The following is a 20,587-nucleotide window of genomic DNA, read 5'->3' as shown; positions in this document are numbered from 1 at the left end:
TGAGCCCGGCGGTTATGCTTCCGGCGCACCAAGTCGCCCTCATGCACCACTCGGTTGCGCCGGTGGCTCAGGGAGTTGAGCCGCGTCTCTAGCGATGCCTTCGGCTCGATCGGCGTCATGGCCCGCCCGGTCTTCGTCAGCCCTGACCGAATGCCCAGCAGGTCGAACCCGTAGTCCCACTGGCGGGCGTTCTGGAACGTCATCGTGAGCAGCTTCTCGTTGAGCGCGTTCCGTCGCTCAGTTCCGACGGTTGCCGGCCAATCGAGGAGCCGCGCCCGGGCTGATTCTCATCGGCGGAGTGCCGTACTCCCGTCGGTGCTTGATGATCGAATGGCCTGGTGACAGCAGACGTTCGGCGAGCGGCGCTCGCATACCTGGGAAGCGGAGCAGATCCTCGCTTCAGTCGGCACTATGCCGTGGCCAATGTCGGGCAGCAGACCGCCTGCTCGGAGACCGAGGTGTGGGAGGCCCTCTGGGGTCTGGTGGGGGAGGGTCTCATCTACCTCGACACCGCAGGCCAGCAGTCGAGCACGGACAACTGGCGCTGGTGCCTCTCGGCCGACGGCCGGAAGGTCGTCAAGGGCGGCACCTGGGAGCCCCGCGACCCGGAGGGCTACCTCGCGCGGATCCGACGCGAGGTCCCTGACCTGGATGGGCTGGTTGAGCTCTACCTCGTCGAAGCCTTGCAGTCCTTCAACGGACGTTGCTACCTCGCGACGTCGGTCATGCTCGGCGTCGCCGCGGAGCGCGCCTTCCTCGTGATGGCGGAGTCATACGCCGCCTCATCGGTGGCGGGCGCACCCGCCATTGCGAAAGAGCTCGCGAAGCCGCGCGGCAACTACTTCGCGCTCTGGACCGAGTTCCGCAAGCGCATCGAGCCCATCCGACAGGATCTGCCGAATGGGCTCGCCGATGCCCTCACGCTTGACGCCATCGCCGACCTGATCCGAACGACTCGCAATGAAGTGGGCCATCCGACTGGGCGCCGAATCGACGAAGACACCGCTCGTGTCCACCTGACGATCGCGCCCGTCTACCTGCGCAAGATGCAGTTGCTCTCCGCCCACTTCGCTGGCACGCCCGCGGGAGAGAGCGCATGACTCGGCTGCCGATCCCGGTTCACGTCGGCTTCGAGCCTCCGGCGTCGTGGGACGACATCGAGGCGTGCCAGAAGGAATTCGGAGAGGACGCTGCTCCATGGCTGCAGAAACAGCGCCGCCTTGCACTCGCTCAGCCGGACCTGGATTGGGATGGCCTGGGCTTCGAGCCGCGTTGGGTGGGCTTCGACACCGCTGACAGCGTGGTTGCGCTCCACCCGAGCATCTACTCCGGGCAAGGAGCCGACGAGTTCGACCGATTCCGTCAGGGGGCCGCGAGTAGGGGCGAGACGGCGATCGTCATCAGCCCGATCGGCAAGCTCGACGACGGCGACACCCGAAGCATCTTCGGGCCAAGTGACTCGATCTACCTCGGTCAGTTCAACGATCGGATCAGCGGTGTGCCACTCGGCAAGGGCGCGAGTGTCCGCGCTGCCGATGGTCTGGGCGACGCCGATGGCTTGCTCGCTCTTCGACTGCTGAGCTGCAACCCCGCCCCATCTTGGTGGAAGCTGTCACTCGAGGGGATACCTGTTCAGGAACACGGCGGATCGGCGTATCGCGCGGCACGTGACCAGCCGGCGCACCGACCAGCACAGGGGAGTCTCGAGCCGATCATCGTGACCGAGCTCGGCGAGCCAGTCGTGGCCGCATGGCTCTCGCCCGACAGCGTTGAGCGGCGCTACGTGGTGCCCTTCGAGACGCCCTGGCCGGTACTGCTGAAGTGGCTGCTTGAGCAGGGGATTCCGGAATTCGTGCCCGGCGCAATGCGCCGAGCAAGGCGTCAACTTGCAAGCGATACCAGCCTGATGACGCGCCGCGAACGTGACGCGCGCTCGGCTCTGGTTGCGCTTGAGGCTGACTACGCCACTCGACGGTCCGACCTAGAACACGAGCTTGAGGAATCGCAAGGCGCGGCGTCCGTGGTGAGGGAGGGCCTGCTCTACGGCGCCGGTGGGGCACTCGTCGACGCAGTACGAGCGGTGCTGGAGTCAGCCGACGTGACCGTCGTCGATCTCGACGAGGAGCTCGGCGGTACTAAGAACGCCGACCTGCTGTGCAGCTACGGCGGTCGCGCCCGGCTGGTCGAGGTCAAGTCCGCCAGCGGACCCGCTCCAGAGCGCGCCTACGAAGACCTAGTTCGCCACCTCAGAGAGTGGCACCAGCTACCAGCCAGCACGCCGGTGGACGGTGGCGCGCTGGTGATCAACCACCAGCACCGGCTGGCACCGGGTGAGCGTAGACAGAAACCGTACGAGCGCCCGGAGTTCCTCGCTGCCCAGACCGAGCCGGTGATCACCACGCTGGCCGTGTTCGACGCTTGGCGTGAGGAGGACGTCAAGACTGTTCGGCGGCTCATCTTCGGAGATGCCAACCCCGTGGTTTCAGAGTCGACCGAGGAGTCCGAACCCGCCCACCCGAAGAGCGGCTGGTTCCGACGACGCTGAGCCTGACCATCTAGCGATCTTCGAACCACTTGCGCTACGCCTTGCTTCTGTCACAGAAGACCGCAAAAATGACAAACATGACAGATATGGATGTGCCCGCGACGCTTCTGGCGATCAGGGATCGTTTGGACTTCACCCAGGCAGAGTTGGCCGAGAAGCTCGGCGTCTCCTTCGCCACCGTCAACCGCTGGGAGGGTGGAGGCAACAAGCCTCAGAAGACGCCGATGGCGCGCATCTTGGAGGTAGCTGCCGAGGCCGGCGTGGATGTCGGCGACGCGCAGTCGACCGTCCCGGCGCCGCCGACTCGCCGACGCGGTCGCGGGGCGGCTCAGGGCACGAAGTCGATGGAGCAGATGCTCTGGGACGCGGCATCTTCGATCCGTGGCGAGAAGGACGCGCCCAAGTTCAAGGACTACCTGCTCCCTCTCCTCTTCCTGAAGCGCCTGTCAGACGTCTTCGACGACGAGGTCGCCCGGCTCGCCGAGGAGTTCGGCGATGCAGGGGTGGCTCTCGAGATCGCGGAGTCCGACCACAGTCTGCTCCGCTTCTACCTGCCGCCCGAGGCGCGCTGGAGCGTAGTCTCCGGGCGCACGCCCTTCGAGTGGCCCGTGGACGACCGTGGCCGGTCCACGGCACCGCGGGATATCGGGGAGCACCTCACCAAGGCCGTGCGCGCCGTCGTACGTCACAACCCCGACCTGTCGGGTGTCATTGACGTCGTCGACTTCGCCGCCGAGCGCAACGGCGAGCGGGACATCAACCCCGCCAAGCTCCGTGGCGTCGTGGAGACCTTCTCCGACCCGCGCTACCGGCTTGGTTTGGCCGACGTGCAGCCAGACTTCCTCGGCCGCGCGTACGAGTACCTACTGCGCAAGTTCGCTGAGGGCTCCGGACAGAGCGCAGGCGAGTTCTTCACGCCGACCGAAGTCGGGTTCCTGATGGCCAACATCCTTCGGCCGAGGCCGGGCGAGACCTGTCATGACTACGCCAGCGGCTCCGGCGGTCTGCTGATCAAGCTGCAGCTTGTTGCCCGAGAGCTCGACCCTACGAGCAAGGTGCCGCTCAAGATGTACGGCCAGGAGCTCCAGGCCGAGAGCTACGCGGTGGCTCGCATGAACACGATCATCCACGACATGGACGTCGATCTACAGCGTGGCGACACCATGATCAACCCCAAGTTCCGCGACGCGACCGGCTCACTCATGCGCTTCGACGTCGTCGTTGCGAACCCGATGTGGAACCAGCCATTCGACCCTGACCTCTTCGCTGACGACCCGTTCGACCGGTTCGCTAAGTACGGCGGCATCACCTCCGGCAAGGGGGACTGGGCCTGGCTGCAGCACACCCTCTTCACCCTCAACGACGGGGGCCGGGCTGCAGTTGTCCTGGACACCGGAGCAATAACGCGCGGATCCGGCTCCAAGAACGAGGACAAGGAACGAAACATCCGCCAGTGGTTCGTCGACCACGACTACATCGAGGGCGTCATCCTCCTGCCGGACAACCTCTTCTACAACACGTCGGCGGCGGGCGTGATCGTGATCATGAACAAGCGCAAGCCGGCCAGCCGCAAGGGCAAGGTGATCCTGGTTAACGCCAGCCACCGTGCCACCAAGGGGAAGCCGAAAAACCACATCGCCGACTCGGACGTCAGGGACCTGGCCGCGCTGTACGCGGCGGCCGAGTCCGTCGAGGGAGAAGTGGCGGTCGTCGAAACTGCAGACCTGGCCGAGGCCGACTACAACCTGAGCCCCGCACGATGGGTGCGTCGAACTGCTGACCTCGACCAGCGCTCCATCGAAGAGCTTCTCGGAGACCTCATGGCGATCGACGGGCGGGCGGTGTCGGTCAATGAGGCCGTCTATCGCCTCGTGAAGCAGGTGGCGCAGTGAGCGGCGTGGCCGACGCGTGGTCGGTCAGTCCCTTAAAGCAGGTCGCCGACTACGACGTGGGAAGGACTCCGGCTCGCGCGACCCCCGAGTACTGGACTGCGGGTCCGGACAACGTGCCTTGGGTGACGATCTCCGACATGTCGGCGTACGGCGTCGTAACTACGACGAAGGAGACGGCCTCGGCCGCCGCGCACGAGAAGGTTTTCCGTGGCCAGCTGGTTCCGGCCGGCACCCTGCTGATGAGCTTCAAGCTCACGATCGGACGCGTTGCGACGCTTGGCGTGCCTGCTGTGCACAACGAGGCGATCATCTCGATCTACCCGAAGCCCGGCATGGATCAGCGCTTCCTTGGCTACTACTTGTCCCAGGTCGACTACTCCCAGTTGCAGGATCGCCAGATCAAGGGCAACACCCTCAACAAGTCGAAGATCGACCGCATCCCGGTGCCGGTGCCCTCCGACAAGGAACAGAAGGCGATCGCGGATCTCCTCGACGTCGTGCGCAACGCCATCGCGAGCGACCGCGAAACGCTGGCCGCGACCAAGGCGCTCACCCGGGCCGTCGGGTATCAGCTCTTCGCGGCACGCGACGGCGGTACGGAAGGCAGCTGGGTGACCGAGCCCCTCGGGGAGAACTACGTGGTCTCGTCTGGCGGTACGCCATCGCGGGCGGTCGCGGAGTACTGGACCGGCGGCACCATCCCGTGGGTGAAGACCACCGAGGTCAACTACACGGTGATCAGCGAAACATCGGAGCACATAACGCAGCTCGGCCTCGACAACTCGGCCGCGAAGATCCTTCCGGTCGGCACCATTCTCCTGGCCATGTACGGCCAGGGCGTGACGCGGGGCAAGGTCGCTGTGCTCGGCATCGAGGCCGCTTCGAACCAGGCGTGCGCGGCCATCCTGCCGAAGAACGATGCTGTCGACAGCCGGTACCTCTACCACTACCTGGCGCACCAGTACGACGAGCTGCGTCACTTGGCCCACGGCGGCCAGCAGCAGAACCTGAACCTCGACATCGTCCGAGATTTCGCGATCACCTACCCCGTCAGCAGTGATCGGCAGGCGGAGATTGTCGAGCTGCTGGACGCGCTCGACGAGAAGACCCGGTTGCACGAAGCGCGCCTGCCCCTCCTGGAAGCGCTGTTCTCCACTCTGCTTACGGGCCTGATGAGCGGTGACCTCAATGTCGCCGGTCTTATCGGGGAGGTCGCGCTTGTGATTACTGAGAAGGGCAGTGCCGCATGACCACGCTCAAGATCAACGAGGCCTTCACGGTCCAGTTCCCGATGGTGAAGCACGCCGTCGAGATCGGCTGGACGCCGCTGACCCAGGCCGAAGCAGAGGCGAAGCGGCAGGGGCGCGCCAACATGCTCTTCCGTGACGATCTCGAGGAGAAGCTGCTGGAGCTCAACTCGTGGCTGACCGACGGCCAGGCACGGGCCATCGTCGACACCATCGACGCGCTGCCGTCCACCATCGAAGGCAACCGCGAGGTCCTTTCGTGGATCCGGGGTGAGCGCCAGTGGTACGACGAAGTCGAGAAGCGGCATCGTCCCGTCCGTGTCATCGACTTCGATACACCGACCAACAACGACTTCGTCGTCACGTGGGAGTGGAAGATCGAGCCGCTCGCCCGCAAGGGCAATCGCGCCGACGTCATGTTCGTCATCAATGGGCTGCCGGTGGCAGTTGTCGAGCACAAGAACCCCAAGGATGGAGGAGCGCTTGACCGCGCTGTCACGCAGCTCCGGCGCTACGAGAAGGAGACGCCCGAGCTTCTGGCCGCGCCCCAGCTCTTCAACGTGACGCACCTGCTCGATTATTGGTACGGCGTCACGTGGAACGCGAACCGCCGCTTCATCTCCAAGTGGAAGCAGGCGCCAGACGAGGAGTACCGGTTCGCCGTCCAGGCATTCTTCGAGCCGACCGACTTCCTGCGCACGCTGCAGCACTGGATCCTGTTCTACGTCGAGGACGGCGAAACCCGGAAGTCCGTGTTGCGCGAGCACCAGCGACGGGCCATCGACAAGATCGTCAACCGCTGCGATGACCCCGAGAAGAACCGCGGTCTGATCTGGCACACGCAGGGCTCCGGCAAGACGTTCACGCTGCTCACCGCGGCGCGCCTGATCCTCGAGGACAAGGACCGCTTCAGCAACGGGACCGTGATCTTGGTCGTCGACCGCACCGAACTCGAGGGCCAGCTCCGTGAGTGGGTCGACCGGTTGCTCGGCGAGATGCAGGCGAACGACATCGCCGTCCGGCGGGCCAACTCCAAGGCTGAGCTGAAGGAGCTGCTCGACGCCGACTTCCGGGGCCTGGTCATCTCGATGATTCAGAAGTTCGAGGAGATCAAGAAGGACAGCTCGCCCCGCGACAACATCTACGTATTCATCGACGAGGCGCACCGATCGGTTGCTAAGGACCTGGGCAGCTACCTCATGGCAGCCATGCCGAAGGCCACCATCATCGGCTTCACGGGAACGCCGGTCGGGAGCGCGAAGGGCGGCTCCGGCTCGTTCCAGATCTTCGGCACCCAGGATGAGGACGGGTACCTCGACCGGTATCCGATCAAGGAGTCCATCGACGACGGCACCACACTGCCGATCCGCTACATGATGGCGCCGTCAACCATGACCATTCCGACGGAGCAGCTCGACGAGGAGTTCTTCGCGCTCGCGGAGTCCGAGGAAGTGACGGACGTCGAGGAGCTCAACCGCGTACTCGACCGGGCCGTTGGCATCCGCGCCTTCCTCGGCGCAGACGACCGCGTTGAGCAGGTGGCGGAATTCGTAGCCAACCACTTCCGCGAGAACGTTGATCCGCTGCACTACAAGGCCTTCCTGGTCGCCGTCGACCGGGCGACCTGCGCGAAGTACAAGAGGGCCCTGGACCGGCACCTCCCGCCCGAGTGGTCGGAGGTCGTCTACAGCAGCAATCCCTCGGACGTCGTCGACCGACCCCAGGTCGCGGAACTCCAGCTCAGCGAGACCCGCGAGCAGGAGGTGCGCAAGTCGTTCAAGAAGCCCGCCGAGCAGCCAAAGATCCTGATCGTCACCGACAAGTTGCTCACCGGGTACGACGCTCCGGTTCTCTACACCATGTATCTGGACAAGCCGATGCGGGACCACGTGCTGCTGCAGGCCATCGCGCGTGTGAACCGGCCGTACGTGGACGCCGAAGGGGTCCAGAAGCGCGTCGGCCTGGTCGTGGATTTCGTCGGGATCTTGCGCGAGCTCCAGAAGGCACTTCGCTTCGACTCGGATGACATCGGCGGAGCGATCGAAGATCTGGACTCCATGATGGAGGACCTCCACCGGCGGATCAGCGAGGCGGCCGAGAACTACCTTCAGGTCGACTCACAGGACAGCCCTGATCAGCAGCTGGAGAAGATCGTCTACGGCCGGTTCATCGACCCTGACGCCCGGAAGACGTTCTTCGAGGACTACAAGGACGTCGAGGCGCTCTGGGAGATCTTGTCGCCCTCGGCGGAGCTGCGCGACCACATCACGACCTACAAGCGGCTCAGTCAGCTGTATGCAGCCGTTCGCAACGCGTACTCGGAGACCGGTGGTTTCCTGGGTGATCTGGAGTACAAGACCCGCCGGCTCATCGAGGGCAGCGCGGAGCAGGAGGGTCTGGGCCGCATCGCGAAGGTCGTCACGTTCGACGTCGCCACCCTGGAGCAGCTCAGAGGCGAGGATGGCCCGGACGAGGGCAAGGTCTACAACTTGCTGCGTGGCCTTCGAAAGGAGATGGACGAGGACCCCGCGAAGGCCGTCGTACTGCGTGCCCTGAAGGAGCGCGCTGACCAGATCATTCGGAACCTAGAGGAACGCAAGATCACCGGCATGGCCGCGATGGATGACATCGCAGCACTCGTCGCCGAAAAGGACGAGGCTCGTAAGGCGGCCGAGAATAGCGGTCTGAGCGACGTGGGCTTCGCGGTCCACTGGCAGCTCAGTCGGGACGAGAGCTTCGCCGCCGCGGGTCTCGACAGCCTCGCTGTTGCTCGGGAGGTCGAAACGGTGCTCGGCAAGTTTCCGAACTGGGTGGAGAACGCCGACGAACAGCGCCGCCTGCGCCTCAATCTCTACAAGCCGGTCATCAGGCTGCCGGACGAGCAGCGCAAGGCGGCGGTGGAGCAGATCATGCAGGTCCTCGAGCAGACGGAAACGACCTGATGTCGTCGCTCTACCCCGACCAGCAGCTCAAGCGGCGCGCCATGGCTTGGGCGCTCCGTCTTAGGGTGAATCCGGAGCGCGTCGAAATCGCCGACATGCCCAAGAAGTGGGGCTCGTGCACCAGCGAGGGCGTCGTGACGTTCGCCGACGAACTGGCCGACGCTGACGAGTCATTCCAGGACTACGTGATCGTCCACGAACTGCTGCACCTCCGCTACAAGACACACGGCAAGCGCTTCCAAGCGATGCTGTCCGCCCTCGTTCCCAACTGGCGCGAACTGGAACGCGAGAGCCGGCATTCGACCGAACGACGGACGGGGGAACTGATCCATGGGTTTTCAGGGCAAGACTAAGAAGGTTCAGCAGCAGTTCGACACGCCGGAGGAGATGTATCTGCGCGGGTCGCTGCCGCGCACGGCCGATGCGGTGAGCGGTCTGTGGATCCATCAGGGCGACGTGCTTCGGGCTTACGCCGAGGAGCATCAGGACACCTCTGACCTGGCGCTTGAGTTGCCGACTGGCACTGGCAAGACGATGCCCGGCTTGCTCATCGCTGAGTGGGTGCGTCGCAAGGCCGAGGGGCCGGTGCTCTATGCGGCGCCGACGCGGCAGCTGGCCGACCAGGTGCTCACCACGGCCAAGAACGAGGGAGTGCCCGCCCGGCTGCTCGTCGGCAGCCACCACAGTTGGAGCCCGACCGACGAGACAGACGTCGAGGGCGGTGAGGCGATCGCGGTCACGACGTACAGCTCGATCTTCAACAGCCACCCGAAGCTGCCTGAGCCGCGCCTGATCGTGCTCGACGACGCCCACGCCGGTGAGCAGTTCGTCGGTGAGCACTACGGCATCACGATTCGCCGTCACGAGGCGGAGGCGGCCTACCTCACTGTCTTGAGCGCCCTGCGGCCGTTCTTGTCTGGTCTCCAGATTCAGAGGCTCGAGGGTGCGCCGGACCCCGGGGCACACCACCAGGTACGGCTCATCCTGCCTGCGGTCGATCAGGGCGCGCTCGCCCAACTCGACACGGCCCTGTCGGGGCTCGGTGACTCCTTCAGGTTCCAGTTGGCCATGATCCGCGGCGGCCTTGCGTCCTGCTGCGTCTATCTCTCCTACGGCGGGATCCAGATCCGCCCGATGATCCCGCCCACGTTCGAGAACCGGGTGTTTTCTCGGGCCGGCCAACGGGTGTACCTCTCGGCGACTCTCGGCTCCGGCGGTGAGCTCGAGCGAGCCTTCGGCCGCTCCGAGATCACCCGCATGCCTCTGCCCAGCAAGACTCCACCTCGGTCGGGGCGACGCCTCTTCGTCTTCCCGGACCTCGTCAAGGGCGGCGATGCAGTCGGCCTCACCAAGAGCATCGTCGGCATCACGAACAAGGCGCTCGTGCTCAGTCAGACCACGACCGCGAATGCCGAGTCCGCGGCGCGCCAGCTCGCCGGCGACGGAGTTCCCGCGTTCGGCAGGGAAGTCGTAGAGCAAGGCCTCGCGACGTTCGCCAAGTCGCCGACGGGAGTCCTCGGTCTGGCGAACCGGTACGACGGCATGGATTTGCCTGGCGACGACTGCCGGATCGTCGTACTCGGTGGAAAGCCGGACGCCGTCAGCCTGCAGGAGAAGTTCTTGTCTGAGCGAGCTGAGGCCAGCGCAGCGAACGCCGAGCGCCTGCGAACGCGAATCGTGCAGGGCGCCGGTCGCGCGACGCGCGGCCCGAACGACTACGCGGTGGTGGTCGTCATCGGGTCGGACATCACGCGGTACTTCTCGCGCCCCGAGAACCAGACGGCGCTCGAGCCTGAGCTACAGGCCGAGGTTCAGTTCGGCTGGGACAACAGCAAGGGCCACGAAGCCGCCGACATCTTGGCCAACGTCCGGACCTTCCTCGACCACGACGTCGAGTGGCGCGAGGGCGGTGAGCCCCTCGTCGCTGAGTTCCGCGAGGAGGCCGTGAAGGTTGCTGCGCCCGGCGCAGCAGCGCTGGGCGAGTCCGCTGAGCTGGAGGTCGAGGCCTGGGAACTGGCCTTCAACGACGACTGGATCGCAGCCAGCCAAAAGCTCGAGGACGCTGCTCGTGCGGTGGGCAAGGGTGGTGACGCCACCCGGGGGTATCGCGGGCTGCTCCTGTACCTGGCCGGCGTCTGGCTCAGCCTCGGCGCCGAGGGTGAGGCGCACCGCGCCCATGCCCGGGAACTCGTTCGCACCGCGGCGCGGGCGTCGACACGTGGCACGTGGCTGAAAGAGATGAAGGAGCTGCCTGGTGCAGAGGAAGTGCCGCTCGCGGCCGCCGACGCGGTGGCGGTCAACAACATCGTCGCCAAGCTCACCGGGAACCTTAAGCCGAACAGAGTCAAGGAGAAGCTCGCGGAGATGCGCGAGGCTCTCGGCCAGGAAGAGGCGCCCAAGTATGAGGCCGCTTTGACCGTACTGGGGAGCCTCCTCGGCGCGGAGGCTGCAAAGCCCGCTGGTCAGGGGCGCTGTGACTCAGCCTGGCGCTGGGACTCTGCGCTCTGGATGACGGTCGAGGCCAAGTCGGAGGAGAACTCCGATGGCCTTCTGCCATTGAAGGACATTCGGCAAGCGAACACGCAGCTCGACCAACTGGCGACGGATCAGGGCGTGGACCACGCGCCCGCCGGTAGCCCGACGATCATCGTATCGGACCGCCTGACCGTCTCTCCCGAGCACGCGCCCGTCGCTAACCCGAACGTCTACCTGGCATCGACGGACGTAGTGAGTCAGATCGCCGGCGATGTTGAGGCGGTCTGGGCGGACTTGCTGGCCAGCGCCGCGAAGCACGAGGCCGTTCACGTCCTTCGGCGCCACGTGCAAGAGACGCTGGCAGAGAACGGCTGCCTACCCACGCAGGTTGTTGACCGGCTGGCCCAAGAGCGCATTCGGCCAGGCGAATGATCCAGAGTGCCGAACTGGCGGCGCGGAACCTCCAATCAGGCCGCAGAGGGGATCGACGACGTGTCTGAGATGAACGTGATGCTGAGCGGGCGGTCGCCCTCAGCGCGGCATGACCGGGCGCTCGGCCGGAGTGCGGCATGAGCAGACAATGGGGGCGAGCGCCGGGCGGGTGGCACTGCGGCCATGACGAAGGTGGAGGTCCCTGACCTGGGCTAGCCTCCCCGCGTGCTGCCCCTTCGCCGTCCTGGCCTCCTCGTGGTCGTCTCTGTTGTAGTGCTTCTGATTGGCGCGTGGCTCCTCCTGCAAGACGGCCCACTTCTGTGGCCTTGGCAAGACCTGTCCGCCGGAAACCTTGGGGGAGCACACAGCGAGTTGGTTCCTGACACCTGCGCGTTGGCGGACGCGGACTGCCTTTCCGGATCAACAGACCAGCGCCCATCTCTGGTGGGTGCTGCCTGCATCGCACTCGGGCTTGTCGGGCTCGGCTTCGCCGGCGGCCTTTCAGTGGCGAAGCGCCAGGCCAAGAGCGTCCGATGACGTTGGTGGTCGCTTAAAAGTCCCCCAACCCCGTTGCGCCACGCCCACGCGGGCGTCATGACCGCGACCGTCCCGCGGCGCCGCAGGCCTGAGTCGGTCACCCTCAGTGCGGCATGACCGGAACTCTCGGCCAGCCTCGCGCCGGCAAGCACAGTGCTATGTCGACGCCCGGGGCGGAGCTCCGGCGATGCTCGCCAGCGCCACCTGGTACCTGTCAAGGACAGTCACCTTGGTGATTCGGCGGTTCCGGTAACCCAACGGATTCTTCCGCCAACGACCATCCCGCCGAACTTCGAGTAGCCAGAGCCAGCCTTTGCCGACCTCTGTGACGGTCCCGATCCACCATCCCTGAGTGGAACCGACGCTCTTGCTCGATACCGACGACGGGCGCGAGCCTGCTCATGTCTCGGATCATGCTGCTCGTCGTGTTCAGGTCGATGGCGGCGGGCGCCGACGGCGGCCATCCTGGCTGGCTCTGCGCGAACCGCGCCTCGAACGATGTCTGTGGTCGGACTTCGTTTATGTCTCTGCAGCGGACCGCGACGAGGCCCTCGTCGAGGTATCCGCCATCGCCGATCTCCGACAGCAGCACCCACTTGCCGCCCACCGCGAGGACGAAGCCCATGAGGTTGTCGGCATTGCGCGGAGTCCGCTCAATGACCACGAGAGCTTTGGACTTCACCGCGGCACCGAGCTGATCGACCACTTCGGCGTTCGATGGCATGAACGACTCTCCCATGAGGCGCTCGCATATGGCTGGGGTTCGCACCGTCACTGCGGCATGAGCGGATAGGCCGCTGCACGACTGGCGGGATGACTATCGTTTCGCGCATGGGCGGCGATGGCACCGAACTTCACGAGCTGCCCGACGGTTCGCTCCCCGGGCCTAACGGGGTGACTTACCGGCGTACCCCCCGCCGCCTCAAACGAAGAATGTGTTCGGACCTCATCGCGGGCGGCGCGCCGGTTGTGACGTCCGTGTACCCCGAAGGTGCGCGATGGCACGAAGGGGGACCCGGCGCGTCCAGCGTCTGGACACGCGTCCGGCCAACCTTGGCAGAAGGTCGACCTCCGCCCGTGACGGGCTTGCAATGGGTCGGCCATCTTTGGGAGTCGGAGCGCGGGGAGCCACTGTTGGTCTTCGAGGGTCAGCACTAGGCCGCGTGGGCCTACGAGCTGCATGACCGAGCGGTCGCCCTCAGCGCGGCATGACCCGGAAATGGCGACCCCACCTTTGGGCCCTCCCCGGCCAGGCTCGAACTGGCTGGCTCCCTCTCCACATGCAGGACGAGGGGCCGGGCGGCAGCTCCCTCGCCTAGCGCGGGGTCCGCAGCGAGTTTGCGCTAGGCGAGGCCTCTGCTCAACCACAAGTGTCAGCGGCATGACCGGGCGGTCGCCCTCAGTGCGGCATGAGCGGGCATTGGCCACCGGGCACTATGTGGGCATGCCCGACGATGTCTGGTTCGCCGTGCGAACCGTCGTAGCCATGAGCGAGAACCAGCCATGGGGACCTCGCGACCTCGAGCCCGGTCAGATCGACTACGAGGAGCGGATCACCCTCTGGCGCGCGTCCGACGCTGACGCCGCGATTGAACTCGCCGAACGGGAAGCGGCCAGGTACGTGGAAGATCTCGGCGGCGAAGTGCTCACGTTCAGTCAGGCGTACACGCTGAGCTCGAAGCCTGGCCACGGGGCGGAAGTGTTTTCTCTCATTCGGCGAAGCGAACTCACCACCAGCGACTACCTCGACCGCCACTTCGACACGGGCACCGAGCGTCAGGTACGCGCTGATAGCTGAACGACTCCTTGCGGGATGACCAGGCGGTCGCCCTCAGCGCATGACCGGTCGGTTGCCCCTAGTCCCCTAAACCGCGAGCGAACCTGCCCGGGACTGTCCCCGACCGTCGCTACCGTGAAGCATGGCGATCATTCGCAACCCGTACGACGTCGGCGTCGGCAACAAGCCGCCAGTCCAGCGCAGAGGCCGATGCAGTTGCTGCTCCTACCCGATCCAGTGGATGCAGCTGCCAGCGGAGCCGGAGGACATCCGACGGCTGTGCGCCGAATGTGATGGTCACGAGCCGGTCGACGGCGAGTCCATCGAGCGCCGCCTCGCCCGAGCCGAAGCTCATCTGGTCTGCGTGCAGGCCCTACGGGACGCAGCGGCTGCCGACGCCGGGAAGAACGCGAGCGAAGTCCAGGAGTCGCGCCGAAAAGTCGCCTCGGCGCTGAAAAGCCGCGACATCTGGCGCGACATGGCGGCGGCTGCACTCGGAGAGCACTTGCCGCTGGAAGGCAGGTGTGACGGTTGCGCATCCCCGTGGCCTTGCGCCTCGATCCGCGCGGCACAGAAGGTGAGCCACGGGATGACGCACGATCTGCTCAACAGCGTGGCGCGCCAATCGCATCAACTCGATGAGCTGGAGCGCCGAGGAGGAGGTCGGTCCGATCCCGACGACCCTGGGCACGGAGTCTGGTGACGGTGCCCTCGGTCGGGTAGTAGCCAGCACGTGGCCGAGCGTGCGTGGCACCCAGCTGGCGCCCTTCAACGTGCAGCCCAGGGAACGAGAAGGAGAACGACCCGGACGGCCTGGCGCGCTCATCGGCACGATCGCCACCACCCGCCTGATCGAGCCGTCGCCCCCAGCGCGGCAGGACCGGGCGGTCGCCCTCAGCGCGGCATGACCGGGCGGTCGTCCGCAGCGCGGCATGAGCGGGAGGGCTCGGGTGGAGGGCCGGAGAGTCTCCTACTTGGTGTTTCGCCAGCCGTGCTGCTGTTCGGCTTGTGGCTGATGCTGGCCGCCAGCCCGCTTCTGAGGCCGTGGGAGCAGGTGACGGACGCCGATCTAGAGAACGTGCGCATCGTCCCGCCCGAGAGCTGCGGCTTCGTCTGCAGTCTCCGCTCGACGGACAAGAATTCGCTGATCGGCGCTGCGCTCTTAGCCCTTGGCCTTGCTGGGCTCGGCTTCTCTGGCTGGTCGCTGGTGGCGGAACGGCGGTCCGGCACCAGCTCGAAGCCGTCCTAATGACGCCCCAGGTCGCCTGATCACCCTCAGCGCGGCATCAGCGGACGGTGGAAAGCAGGCGTGCGTGAGGTCACCACGTCAGCCACTCGCTGAGCCCACCGTAGTCTGGAAGGGGCCGCACTACGCTCCTACAAATGGACAGATCCACCCTTGTAGCTGAAGTCCTGGCGGGCCTAGTCATCGTGGTGATCAGCGGCGCGGCTGCTCTAGTTCTAGGGCGTGGACGCGCTAGACGCCAACTTGGTGACCCTGTCTCTGTCACTGTGCGCCAATCTGGCCGCAACAAGATGTGGACGTGCGCGATCTCGGGCGCCATGCCTACTGGAGTGCCGGAGGGGATGTCGAGAGGAATGCCTCCGAGCGACGTACGTGCATGGCTGGACAGCAGGGGCGCTATCGATTTGAGCCAATCGGATAAGGAGGTCGTCGTTAGGTGCCGGGGTCCGAAGACGGTCGTAATCCGCGACATGCACGCAGAAGTACTGCAAGAGTCGCGCGCAATCGACGGCACACGCCTGACGTGCCCGCCGGCGGGCGCGCAGTCCTTCACCGTGCTGTTGGCGGAGCTGGGTGGCGTGGGTGACGCCCCTCTCGTGGAATGCATTTACGATGAAGGTGGCTTTCGCATCAATGGCCCCGTCCCGTGGTTTGAAAGGAATATGGTAGTTATCGAGCCCGGCCAGGAGCATGTTTTCAGGGTATTTGGTCAGGTGAGCAATGCGCGGCTCGTTCGCTGGCGGCTGAGCTTGGAGGTGGATGTCGACGGGGAAATCCTGCAAATCAACGTCCCCGAAGGGAGCGCCACCTTTGGGACGACTGGGATGCCGACCGGAGGTTTCGAGAGGAAACTGGACTGGGCCTGGTACGCGGCGCCGAATGAGCCAGGGGGTTTTCAGCCAGAACCGACGTATGACTGACTCGCGAGATCGAGGCTCGCAGCACGCCATGGGCAATGAGTGGCGCGAACACCAGAACGCTCTCACCGGCTAGCAGTTCCAGGTCCACCACCGGTCATCGGTGCTCTAGCAAGGGTCGCAGCCGCGAACCAGCCTCGAGGCTGGTGAAACTTGTTTTCCTTACGCAGATGTCGGTTACCTGCCGGCACCAAGGACGCCGCTGCGCACTAAGCAGGACAGGCCGCAGGCGGCGCAACCGGGCGTTTCCCTCGGCGCGGCGGCATGACCGGGCGCTCGCCCACAGTGCTGCAGATCCGGGCGAGTGTAGCCGCCCGAGCGCGCCATGAGCGGACGATCGCCTGCCTGCCATGGTGCTCGAGAAAGTCTGTGCCGATGTCGCCGTTTCTGAGAACCGCCCGCGAGAGCCCGATAGTCGCCTGATCCATCGACGCCGTCCGGGTGGAATAGATCACCTTCCGACGACTCGTGCCGCGATCCACTTGCCGTCCTGCTTGAGCACTACGACTGACGCCACGGCTGTGGCCGGCGAGCTGGCCCATGTCACGAAGGCGTGCGCGGGCCACACAAAGGGCGCGGCTGAGTTCGGTGCTTCTGGGGCCGACGCGGCGTCGGCCCGCTGAGCCGCCGCTACCGCCTCTCCGCCACGACGGGCCCGGACACGAAGCAGAAGATCCCGTGCGGGCAACGACCACGCTTAGATGTGCAGCATGGGGTTTCTCGGCAGTCTTCTACCCGGCCTTCGAGAGCTGCGCGCGCCGCTGGCGAGTGGGTACCTGTGGTTGCTTTGCGTGGTGCTTTGGATGCATGAATGGATTGTGATTCGCAGTGCCGACACGCCGCTGATCTCAGACGCGCAACGTCTTAGTGGCTGGTTGGGACGGCCAGCCCTACTTGGAGCTGCCGCCTTTGCGGCCTACCTGATCGGAATCTTGTCCGTCGCGGCGACGGACACCTTGATCCAACGACTTGCGCGTTACCACCCTCGGTCGGCCAAGGAATCCGTCGTGGCCAACGCACCGTTGAGTGCGCGTGGCGTTGGTGCACTTCACGAACTATTGCTGGACAAGGCCGCAGCATCGCTGCGCCCTGAGCACGGCGGGCAAACGTTCTCGCAGGGAGGATCTCAGCTCCTCAGCAAGGACCCCGACGCAGAAGCACTACTTCTAGCTCTCAACTCGAGCCTTGCTGTGGTCGAGCGCCGCGCCTGGCTGTCGCGCCACATCAATCTGGAGGACGAGCTGCACGGCATTCTCGTCGACCTTGAGTTGGTACCCAGCCGGCTTCTGACTGTGCAGCCTGAGGTGTACTCGCGCTTCGATCGCCAAGTGGCGGAGGGTGAGTTCCGAGCGGCTGTGGCCGTTCCTCTCGCCGCGCTGTTTATCACTGTAGGTCTGCATTTTGCTGCTGCAGTCAGCATCGTCGCCTTAGTGGCAGCCCTGGTCTTGGCCGCCATGCTCACATGGCAAGGGCGCGCGCGCATAGTTACGGCCTACGACGATCTGGCCGAAACACTGCGCGCCTCCGGTGGAAAGGGTAGCGAAGCGTTGACCGGATTCTCCGCGAACTCGCTGAGAATCAAGGACCCAGGCTTGGATGCAGCCGAGATCAAGACGCTCGACCGCTATGCGCGAGCCGCCATAACGTCGGAACGGCCGGCGGTGGCGGTGGACTGGTTAGCGATCCTGGCGAAAACGGGGAATCGGGCCTACAACGAGCTGCTCTGCGATTTGGTGCGTGGAACGCGGAGATATGCTGACGACCCCAGGTTGCTGACTTACCTCGGTGACGGCTCACTTCATTCTGGTCGCTTAGCACTTGAATTCGCCGTGGCGCTCGCCGAGGCCCCCCTAGGCCCGGAGGCAGACGCACCGCGGGAGCGGGGTTGGGCGTTCGGCCAGGCGTTACTGAACGCAGTACGCGACGAGCGCACCCGCGAAGTGGCGCGGAGCGTCGCTCTGGAGGCGCACGCACATTTGCCGGCAGCAGAACAGGAGATGTTTAAGGCCGACCTGAGCGCGGTGATGGCGGGCGACTTGGTGCCGAGCTTCATCTACCGCAGATATGAACCTCCCCCGACGGACTCACTGACGCATCTCGCGCAACGCCTGCAGCGGGCAGTGAGTCGGCTGCAGGTCGATGCTCGGGAGCCGGGCGATCTGCTTTCTCGTTTCCCGGTAGATCAGGTCAGCGACGAAGCGTCCGCTGCGACTTGAGCGAAGCGGTGGCAGCGTCTGTGGATCTTGCTCAATTGCCAGCCCCGAGTGCCATGAGCAGATTCGTGCAGCTGTCTAGACCAACGAGCATAAGGAGCGCTCGATGTGACGGACCTGTGGTGGTCTCCGCTCATCGGCAGATGCGGGCGTTCGGAGCCGCTAGAGAGTGCTGATGTGGACGTGGTCCTCGTGGTTGAGGGTCGGGCTGCTTCCACCGGAGGGATGCCTGTAGGGGCGCCAGCCCTCGTCGGCGTGGCTCGTGGACCAGATGTGCCGGTCCCAGATGACATACCGGATGTGCAGCGACCGCGCGTTGGCGACCGCCCAGGCGGCAATGGCGTTGCCTAGCCGATGATGGCGCGCGTCCATCGGCGTGAGCATCACGTCGATCGCGTGTCCGGTGTAGTGGTCGCTGTTCGACACGTGGCCGCTCGAGCAACCGCCCGGGCAGTAGCCGCCGATGTCATAGACGTCGAAGGCCTCGGTGACGAGGTCCCTCGTCGAGCGCGTCGTCGCGGTCAGTCCGTCCGCGCCCATGGCCTCGTGCGACGGAATTCCGTCAGTGCCGACGTCGTCCTCGCTGCAGGCCAGCAGCGACTCGGCGCCGCTGCCCACCGCTTCCGACAGCGCAGCCGCCACGGGCTCCCACCGCGCATAGGCAAGCGGGTACGCCGAGTGCTGAACCGCCTGCGCTGCCTCAGTCAAGGGAACCGTCGCCCAGTCAGGTACCTGCACGAGCCGCGAGTAGAAGGTCGCGCTGGCATACACAGGATTGGTCACTTGGTCCAGGGACCCCCAACCTGCTGAGGGCCGTTGCTGGAACAGCCCCGCGCTGTCGCGGTCACCGCCCGGCAGGTTGTGCAGCGAGCTCTCCTGCAGCGCAGTGGCCAGTGCGATCACCTCGGCCCGCGGCGGCAGTCCTAGCTGTCGCCGGACGTCCACGATGATCCGGGCGTTCGCCAGCTGGGTTGCGTCCACGCGGCCACCCAGGGCGGGCGGTGCCTGCGGATCGGTGGAGTGGCCGGCGGTCATGACGAGCTGGCATCCCTGGCCACCCTCAGCTGCCCTGACCGTCAGTGCGGCTGGTGCCGCCACGACTAGTGCCAGGACGGCCACACCTAAAGCACCGCGGAACGCACTCATGCAGGTCTGTCACCACCTGGTTCCGTCAGGGCGCTGCCCTGGATCTCGGCAGGTGGGTACTGGCCAAGGTGTGCCAGCAGCGCCGTCCGGCTGTACCGCCACTCCCGTCCGATCTTGATGCCGGGGAGCCGGCCTTCACGGCTCTCCTTCAGCACCGTCTGGGTGCTGACCTTGAGCAATACCGCAGCCTCGTCGGCTGTCAGGACCTCATCCGAACCATCCATGTGTGACCACCTCAGTTCGCTTCAACTACTTCTATCTTATCCCAACTACCGCTACAAGGGCTTGACGACCATCGGTCGACACAGGCACTCTCGGCCCGTACCGGTCAAAGCGGACACCCGGGGACGTGGTCCCCGTTAGGGGGCAGCAGTGCGTACGTCGACCAGTGTCATCCGGACAGCCAGCTCACACGTCGCCCTGCGAGTCGCCGCGTCGCCGGCGATCGCGGCGATAGTGGCATCGCCCGTCTACCGGCCCGACGCCTCAACAGCGCCAGGCCGCGCAGTGATCCAAGACCTGCTGAACACGGTGGCCTTCTTCTGCATCACGTTGTCGCTCGGGGCTTTCGCCATCGGCGCTGCCACCTGGGGCATCGGCGGCCGCATGATGCACTCGAGCGCCGGCGCCGCAGCGGGGAAGATGACGATGCTCGCCGCCGTGGGAGGCGCCATCCTGCTGGGCGCGGGGCCAGCGATCATCTCCTGGGCGCTTGCGCTCGGGGCGAGGGCATGACTCGGCAGGACGCACGGTCGTGGCGTCGTCGGATCGCTTGGCTCATAACGCTGGTGGCCCTGATCGCTGCCGCGTTCGCCTTGGGCGTCCGTAGCGCGCGGCCGAACAACCGCGACAGGACGCCGCCCGGTCGGGTTGCCAGCCCGGTCACGCCCAGCGCGGACAGCGGAACCCCTAAGACTGCGGCTGTGGAGGCAGCGCTCAATGCGCTGAGCGGCCTGACCTCTCGCGACTTCGTGGTTGACGCCGCTGCACGTGCGCGAATCATCGCCGCGGTGGCTACTCGCGAGGATGCTGCCGCTGCCACCAGGTCAGGACAGCCGAGCGGGGAGGGCGGAGGCAGCGGCCCGATGGCCGCAGCCTTCGCGCCGGAAAGCGTGTCGGCATGGCGCCTCGTCCCGGTCGGCGTCCGAACGGTCGGCTGCTCGGACACCGAGTGCACGGTCGCCGTGTGGTCCGTCCAGCTGTCTGCCTCTACGGGTG

The 20,587-nt window shown here is 65.6% G+C and carries 16 protein-coding genes; 13 read left to right on the top strand and 3 right to left on the bottom strand.

Annotated elements, in window-relative coordinates; translation table 11 throughout:
- Positions 1-416: 416 nt before the first annotated feature.
- From ACYVJ4_RS00805 to ACYVJ4_RS00775, 7 genes are all read left to right on the top strand, one after another.
- Positions 417-1,100: a hypothetical protein gene (locus ACYVJ4_RS00805; protein WP_460458199.1), complete on the top strand. Its 684-nt coding sequence runs from the start codon at positions 417-419 to the stop codon at positions 1,098-1,100.
- Positions 1,097-2,545, top strand: a complete 1,449-nt coding sequence (locus ACYVJ4_RS00800; RefSeq protein ID WP_460458198.1) for a hypothetical protein — start codon at positions 1,097-1,099, stop codon at positions 2,543-2,545. Before ACYVJ4_RS00805 ends, ACYVJ4_RS00800 begins: the two co-directional genes overlap by 4 nt.
- Before the next feature lie 68 nt (positions 2,546-2,613).
- A complete protein-coding gene (locus tag ACYVJ4_RS00795; RefSeq protein ID WP_460458197.1) occupies positions 2,614-4,437 on the top strand; it encodes an N-6 DNA methylase in 1,824 nt (607 codons plus the stop codon).
- Complete coding sequence (locus ACYVJ4_RS00790; protein WP_460458196.1) at positions 4,434-5,687, top strand: restriction endonuclease subunit S; 1,254 nt, start codon at positions 4,434-4,436, stop codon at positions 5,685-5,687. The genes ACYVJ4_RS00795 and ACYVJ4_RS00790 overlap by 4 nt, the downstream gene beginning before the upstream one ends.
- A complete protein-coding gene (locus tag ACYVJ4_RS00785; protein WP_460458195.1) occupies positions 5,684-8,626 on the top strand; it encodes a type I restriction endonuclease subunit R in 2,943 nt (980 codons plus the stop codon). The genes ACYVJ4_RS00790 and ACYVJ4_RS00785 overlap by 4 nt, the downstream gene beginning before the upstream one ends.
- On the top strand, positions 8,626-8,979 hold the full coding sequence (locus tag ACYVJ4_RS00780) for a M48 metallopeptidase family protein (protein WP_460458194.1): 354 nt from the start codon (positions 8,626-8,628) through the stop codon (positions 8,977-8,979). Before ACYVJ4_RS00785 ends, ACYVJ4_RS00780 begins: the two co-directional genes overlap by 1 nt.
- The gene (locus ACYVJ4_RS00775; RefSeq protein WP_460458193.1) at positions 8,957-11,533 is read left to right on the top strand and encodes a DEAD/DEAH box helicase; all 2,577 of its coding nucleotides are present in this window, start codon (positions 8,957-8,959) and stop codon (positions 11,531-11,533) included. The genes ACYVJ4_RS00780 and ACYVJ4_RS00775 overlap by 23 nt, the downstream gene beginning before the upstream one ends.
- Before the next feature lie 751 nt (positions 11,534-12,284).
- Here ACYVJ4_RS00775 and ACYVJ4_RS00770 read toward each other — a convergent pair.
- Positions 12,285-12,809: a hypothetical protein gene (locus ACYVJ4_RS00770; protein WP_460458192.1), complete on the bottom strand. Its 525-nt coding sequence runs from the start codon at positions 12,807-12,809 to the stop codon at positions 12,285-12,287.
- A gap of 705 nt (positions 12,810-13,514) precedes the next feature.
- On the opposite strand from ACYVJ4_RS00770, the gene ACYVJ4_RS00765 reads away from it, so the two are divergent.
- The 5 genes from ACYVJ4_RS00765 (at position 13,515) to ACYVJ4_RS00745 (ending at position 18,226) form a co-directional block, all read left to right on the top strand.
- Positions 13,515-13,868: a hypothetical protein gene (locus tag ACYVJ4_RS00765; protein WP_460458191.1), complete on the top strand. Its 354-nt coding sequence runs from the start codon at positions 13,515-13,517 to the stop codon at positions 13,866-13,868.
- A gap of 121 nt (positions 13,869-13,989) precedes the next feature.
- Complete coding sequence (locus ACYVJ4_RS00760) at positions 13,990-14,550, top strand: hypothetical protein (RefSeq protein ID WP_460458190.1); 561 nt, start codon at positions 13,990-13,992, stop codon at positions 14,548-14,550.
- 288 nt (positions 14,551-14,838) lie between these two features.
- Positions 14,839-15,096: a hypothetical protein gene (locus ACYVJ4_RS00755; protein WP_460458189.1), complete on the top strand. Its 258-nt coding sequence runs from the start codon at positions 14,839-14,841 to the stop codon at positions 15,094-15,096.
- A 467-nt stretch (positions 15,097-15,563) separates the two neighbouring features.
- A complete protein-coding gene (locus ACYVJ4_RS00750; protein ID WP_460458188.1) occupies positions 15,564-16,013 on the top strand; it encodes a hypothetical protein in 450 nt (149 codons plus the stop codon).
- A gap of 707 nt (positions 16,014-16,720) precedes the next feature.
- A complete protein-coding gene (locus ACYVJ4_RS00745; protein WP_460458187.1) occupies positions 16,721-18,226 on the top strand; it encodes a hypothetical protein in 1,506 nt (501 codons plus the stop codon).
- A 159-nt stretch (positions 18,227-18,385) separates the two neighbouring features.
- On the opposite strand, the gene ACYVJ4_RS00740 is transcribed toward ACYVJ4_RS00745, so the two are convergent.
- Together ACYVJ4_RS00740 and ACYVJ4_RS00735 are read right to left on the bottom strand one after the other, a co-directional pair.
- Positions 18,386-19,258 (bottom strand): hypothetical protein, encoded by an 873-nt coding sequence (locus tag ACYVJ4_RS00740; protein ID WP_460458186.1) that lies wholly within the window; start codon positions 19,256-19,258, stop codon positions 18,386-18,388.
- A 107-nt stretch (positions 19,259-19,365) separates the two neighbouring features.
- Positions 19,366-19,593, bottom strand: coding sequence for a helix-turn-helix domain-containing protein (locus ACYVJ4_RS00735; RefSeq protein ID WP_460458185.1), 228 nt, complete (start codon positions 19,591-19,593; stop codon positions 19,366-19,368).
- A gap of 148 nt (positions 19,594-19,741) precedes the next feature.
- On the opposite strand from ACYVJ4_RS00735, the gene ACYVJ4_RS00730 reads away from it, so the two are divergent.
- Positions 19,742-20,104, top strand: a complete 363-nt coding sequence (locus tag ACYVJ4_RS00730) for a hypothetical protein (RefSeq protein WP_460458184.1) — start codon at positions 19,742-19,744, stop codon at positions 20,102-20,104.
- The last annotated feature ends 483 nt before the right edge of the window (positions 20,105-20,587 follow it).

This window comes from Angustibacter peucedani (assembly GCF_054779595.1).
This window is presented reverse-complemented; position numbering and strand designations above follow the sequence as displayed.

What these genes read in the sequence shown, in the direction of transcription:
- ACYVJ4_RS00765 (WP_460458191.1), top strand. Translation starts at nt 13,515, where the DNA reads ATGCCCGACGATGTCTGGTTCGCCGTGCGAACCGTCGTAGCCATGAGC.
- ACYVJ4_RS00750 (WP_460458188.1), top strand. Translation starts at nt 15,564, where the DNA reads ATGCACGCAGAAGTACTGCAAGAGTCGCGCGCAATCGACGGCACACGC.
- ACYVJ4_RS00780 (WP_460458194.1), top strand. Translation starts at nt 8,626, where the DNA reads ATGTCGTCGCTCTACCCCGACCAGCAGCTCAAGCGGCGCGCCATGGCT.
- ACYVJ4_RS00800 (WP_460458198.1), top strand. Translation starts at nt 1,097, where the DNA reads ATGACTCGGCTGCCGATCCCGGTTCACGTCGGCTTCGAGCCTCCGGCG.
- ACYVJ4_RS00795 (WP_460458197.1), top strand. Translation starts at nt 2,614, where the DNA reads ATGACAAACATGACAGATATGGATGTGCCCGCGACGCTTCTGGCGATC.
- ACYVJ4_RS00775 (WP_460458193.1), top strand. Translation starts at nt 8,957, where the DNA reads ATGGGTTTTCAGGGCAAGACTAAGAAGGTTCAGCAGCAGTTCGACACG.
- ACYVJ4_RS00740 (WP_460458186.1), bottom strand. Translation starts at nt 19,258, where the DNA reads ATGACCGCCGGCCACTCCACCGATCCGCAGGCACCGCCCGCCCTGGGT.
- ACYVJ4_RS00760 (WP_460458190.1), top strand. Translation starts at nt 13,990, where the DNA reads ATGGCGATCATTCGCAACCCGTACGACGTCGGCGTCGGCAACAAGCCG.
- ACYVJ4_RS00785 (WP_460458195.1), top strand. Translation starts at nt 5,684, where the DNA reads ATGACCACGCTCAAGATCAACGAGGCCTTCACGGTCCAGTTCCCGATG.
- ACYVJ4_RS00745 (WP_460458187.1), top strand. Translation starts at nt 16,721, where the DNA reads ATGGGGTTTCTCGGCAGTCTTCTACCCGGCCTTCGAGAGCTGCGCGCG.
- ACYVJ4_RS00735 (WP_460458185.1), bottom strand. Translation starts at nt 19,593, where the DNA reads ATGGATGGTTCGGATGAGGTCCTGACAGCCGACGAGGCTGCGGTATTG.
- ACYVJ4_RS00770 (WP_460458192.1), bottom strand. Translation starts at nt 12,809, where the DNA reads ATGGGAGAGTCGTTCATGCCATCGAACGCCGAAGTGGTCGATCAGCTC.